A 3,267-nucleotide genomic window follows, 5' to 3' on the forward strand; every position below is an offset into this window, starting at 1 on the left:
ACCGGGGGCACCGCGCGCTGGCGCGTCTATCGCCACGCCGGCTTCACGCTGGGCGAAGTGGCGCAGATCATGATCATCGCCGGGGTCACCTTCTGGTGCGGGGTCTTCCTGCTGCTCGGCATCGGGCTGATCCTCCGGCCCGGCGCGTTGACGATCGGCGCGCTGGAGATCAGCCCCGCCGCGCGCGTGATGACCGGCGCGCTGGTGCTCGGCGGCATCGCCGTGACGCTGGCCGTCCTGCATCGCGCCGCGGGGCGGTCGCTCAAGCTGTTCGGCTGGACCTTGGTGCTACCGACGGTGCGGCTGGCGCTCCTCCAGTTCGCGCTTGCCGCGCTCGATATCGCGCTGGCGACCGCGGCTTTGTTCGTGCTCGTCCCGGGGCTGTCGCTCTCGGCGTTCCCCGAATTGCTGCTCGGCTATGTCGTGGCGTTCGTCTCGGGGCTGCTCGCGCACGCGCCGGGCGGGGTCGGGGTGTTCGAAACGGTGATGCTGGTCGCGTTACCGCGAATCGACCGCGCGACATTGTTCGCGGCGCTGCTGGTCTATCGCGTGGTCTATTATCTGATTCCGCTGGCGGTGGGGCTGGTCCTGTTCCTGCTCCACGAGATCGGCTGGCTGCGCCCCGCCACCACGCCGGCCGGCTACGATCCCGCGCCCGCGCAGCTCGAGACGCTGCCCAACTGATCACCGAGCGGCGCATGCCGCACGCTCGACCAGCCGAAAACAAGATTGGGCGGGGCCGCCTTACGCGACCCCGCCCAACCTTCTGATATCAAATCAGGAATAAGTGGCGCGCCCGGAACGATTCGAACGTCCGACCCTCAGATTCGTAGTCTGATGCTCTATCCAGCTGAGCTACGGGCGCCTGGGAGGTGGCCTCATAGAAGGGGGTTTCAGGTTGCGCAAGAGCATTGCGTGCACTTTTCTCACTTCGTACATCGCGGGGGCGATGAAGCCTCATTTCCCCCTGCTCGTTCTGGCGCTGACGCTGTGCGGATGTGTTGAGCATGACTTTCCGTCGCTGTTGCCGCGTGCCGGCGAGCAGCTCGATTTCCGCGAGCCGCCCGCGCCGCCGCCGCCGGTTGCCGCCGCCGATCCCGAACTCGATTCGCGAATCGCCGCCGCGCGCACGCGACTGAGCGAGGCCGCCGCCACCTTCGCCACTGCCGCGACCCGCGCCGAACAGCTGGCGGCCGCCGCCAGCGGCGCCGCGGCGGGCAGCGACAAATGGCTCGACGCGCAGACCGCGCTTGCCGATCTCGACGCGGCCCGCGCGCGGCAGGTCGACGTGTTGGCCGAACTGGAGCAACTCGCGTCCGATCGCGCACAGGCGCTCGTCGCGCCCTATCCCGCGCTCGACGAGGCGGTTCAGGCGGCGCAACAGGCGGTCGACACCTCCACCGCGCGAATCGCTGCAATCCAACGACGCCTTGCGCCGGCGGATTAGGTTAGCCTGCTTGTGTCGCCGCGAAGGGCCCCCATCAAAATATTACTTTGATGGAAACCCAAGGCGCGGACCCAGACTGGGCTCCCGCCTTCGCGGGAGCACAAGACGATTTGCGTTATCGCGCGATTCGGTAGGTCAAATGTCGACGCAGCGGATCGCCCGGCGCCAGTACGGGGTGATCGAAATCTCCGTCGGGGTCGCGCGTCATGCCGAGGCGAATCATCAGCCCCCAGCTCTGCGTATTAGCGGGGACGGTGATCGCGGCCACCTCGGGCCAGTCCTGCGTCGACCAGCCGCGATCGAGCGATGCCTGCGCCGCCTCGCGCGCATAGCCCTGCCCCCACGCTTCGCGCGCGAGGCGCCAGCCGATCTCGGGCTGCCCCGCGATCGGCGTGCCCTCCGACCCCTGCTTGATCCCGCAGAAGCCGATGAAGGCGCCGTCGGCGCGCCGCTCGATCGCCCAGAAGCACGAGCCGTAGCTGTCGGCCAGCGCATTCTGCCGCACGACCGTCGCCGCGCAATCCGCGCGCGACATCGGCGGGCCGAGATAGCGCATCACCTCGGCATCCTGCCCCATCGCGAAAAATGGCTCGGCATCGGCCTCGCGCCAGCGGCGAAGGATCAGGCGCGGGGTTTCGATCACGGGCGGTCGATCCGGTAGGTCACGGTGTCGGACAGCGGATTCTCCACCGCATACAGCGGGTGGAGGAAATCGAGCGCCGGGACATAATGCATCCCGAGCCGTTCCATCAGCCCGCGGCTCTTGGCGTTGCGCCGCGCGGTGATCGCGACGATCGCCGAATCATCGCGCGTCGCCCAGCCCCAGGCGATGCTCGCCGCCGCCGCTTCGCGCGCATAGCCGGCGCCCCAATAGGGCACCCCGAGCATCCAGCCGACCTCGAGCATATTCTCGATCGGGGTGTTGGGCGCACCGGGCTTGAGCCCGCAGAAGCCGATCGTCGCGCCGTCTTCGCGCCGCTCGACCGCGAAGAAACCAAGCGGAGCGTAGGAGGCGTGGCGCGCGAGCGCGGCGTCGCTGTCGGCAGCGGTCTTGACCGGGCCGAGATCGGCCATCACGCGCGGATCGGCCCACATCGCGTGGAGCGGCGCGCGGTCACGCGGCTCGGGCGCGCGCAGGATCAGGCGTTCGGTCTCGATCATGCGCCGAGCAGCCGCGCGGCATGCACCGCATGATAGGTCAGCACGCCGGAGCAGCCTGCGCGGCGGAAGGCCGTGAGCGTTTCGAGCACCAACGCGTCGCGATCGCCCGCGCCGGCGGCGGCCGCCGCCTCGATCATCGCATATTCGCCCGACACCTGATAGGCGAACACCGGAACGCCGAATGCATCCTTCACCTGCCGGATGATATCGAGATAGGGCAGGCCCGGCTTGACCATCACGCTGTCCGCGCCCTCGGCGAGGTCCATCGCCACCTCGCGCAGCGCCTCATCGGCATTGGCGTGATCCATCTGATAGGTCTTCTTGTCACCCTTGAGCAGCCCGCGGCTGCCGACTGCATCGCGGAACGGGCCGTAGAAGGCGCTGGCATATTTGGCGGCATAGGCCATGATCTGGACGTTGATATGCCCCGCGGCTTCGAGCGCGTCGCGGATCGTGCCGATGCGGCCGTCCATCATGTCCGAGGGCGCGATGATGTCCGCCCCCGCCGCCGCCTGGTTGAGCGACTGACCGACCAGCACCTCGACCGTCGCGTCGTTGAGGACATAGCCGGCATCGTCGACCAGCCCGTCATGCCCGTGCGCGGTATAGGGATCGAGCGCGACATCGGTGAGGATGCCGACCTCGGGCACCGCCTGTTT

General features: G+C 68.4%; 4 protein-coding genes, 1 tRNA gene and 1 pseudogene. 2 read left to right on the plus strand and 4 right to left on the minus strand.

Features of this window, described 5'->3' with window-relative positions; translation table 11 throughout:
- Positions 1 to 684: pseudogene (locus BGN95_RS11430) on the plus strand (bifunctional lysylphosphatidylglycerol flippase/synthetase MprF); the annotation flags it as partial.
- Positions 685 to 788: 104 nt separating this feature from the next.
- On the opposite strand, the gene BGN95_RS11435 reads toward BGN95_RS11430, so the two are convergent.
- Positions 789 to 865: transfer RNA gene (locus BGN95_RS11435), tRNA-Arg, on the minus strand.
- 84 nt (positions 866 to 949) lie between these two features.
- On the opposite strand from BGN95_RS11435, the gene BGN95_RS11440 reads away from it, so the two are divergent.
- Positions 950 to 1,447 (plus strand): hypothetical protein, encoded by a 498-nt coding sequence (locus BGN95_RS11440; RefSeq protein WP_286772656.1) that lies wholly within the window; start codon positions 950 to 952, stop codon positions 1,445 to 1,447.
- A 115-nt stretch (positions 1,448 to 1,562) separates the two neighbouring features.
- Here the strand turns inward: BGN95_RS11440 and BGN95_RS11445 are convergent, their stop codons facing one another.
- The 3 genes from BGN95_RS11445 to hemB all read right to left on the minus strand — a co-directional run.
- Positions 1,563 to 2,090, minus strand: coding sequence for a GNAT family N-acetyltransferase (locus tag BGN95_RS11445; protein ID WP_286772657.1), 528 nt, complete (start codon positions 2,088 to 2,090; stop codon positions 1,563 to 1,565).
- Positions 2,087 to 2,608 (minus strand): GNAT family N-acetyltransferase, encoded by a 522-nt coding sequence (locus BGN95_RS11450; RefSeq protein ID WP_265269219.1) that lies wholly within the window; start codon positions 2,606 to 2,608, stop codon positions 2,087 to 2,089. Before BGN95_RS11450 ends, BGN95_RS11445 begins: the two co-directional genes overlap by 4 nt.
- Positions 2,605 to 3,267 (minus strand): porphobilinogen synthase (hemB, locus tag BGN95_RS11455; RefSeq protein ID WP_286772658.1); only part of this gene is annotated, 663 nt, incomplete at its 5' end. The genes hemB and BGN95_RS11450, both read right to left, overlap by 4 nt.

The sequence above is a fragment of the Sphingomonas sp. 66-10 genome (assembly GCF_001897045.1).
GTDB classification, from domain to species: Bacteria; Pseudomonadota; Alphaproteobacteria; order Sphingomonadales; family Sphingomonadaceae; genus Sphingomonas; species Sphingomonas lycopersici.